General features: G+C 43.7%; 1 pseudogene. It reads left to right on the top strand.

Annotation, left to right across the window (positions count from 1 at the left end):
• Positions 1-458 (top strand): annotated as a pseudogene (locus PSH48_RS20940) (TonB-dependent receptor); the annotation flags it as partial.

Below are 458 nucleotides of genomic sequence, written 5' to 3'. Positions count from 1 at the left end.
ACACAAGCTGATTGGGCAAGCAAAAGCGATGGTACCTTAGGCGGTGTATTTTTAGAAAGCAACCGAAACGATCCCCAGTTTTGGTACGACGGGCAAACGCTGCGTGATGACTGGAAAGGCAATGAAGAAATTTATGGTATAAATTCGTCACAATACGTCATGCTTGATGTACCTAGTGATAACTTTTCGACCGCAATAAAAGTAGATTATGATGTAACAGACGACATTATGAGCTACTTCCAAATTCAATACAGCAAAAGTGGCTCGTTCAACGATAAGTCACCTGAAGATGAATACGAAGGGGCTTACGTACCTCGCTACGACCCAGTGACTGGCGATCCTATCGATGATATTGCCCCTGGTTACATTCCTATTGATAACCCATACGTGCCACAAGAAATTATTGACAGCAACCCATACAAAGACCGCATTTACTGGGATCGCCGCTTTGGTGAAGT

The organism is Pseudoalteromonas sp. Angola-4, assembly GCF_028599265.1.
GTDB classification, from domain to species: domain Bacteria; phylum Pseudomonadota; class Gammaproteobacteria; order Enterobacterales; family Alteromonadaceae; genus Pseudoalteromonas; species Pseudoalteromonas atlantica.
Note: the sequence above shows the minus strand (reverse complement) of the source record. Positions and strands in the feature narration are given on the sequence as shown.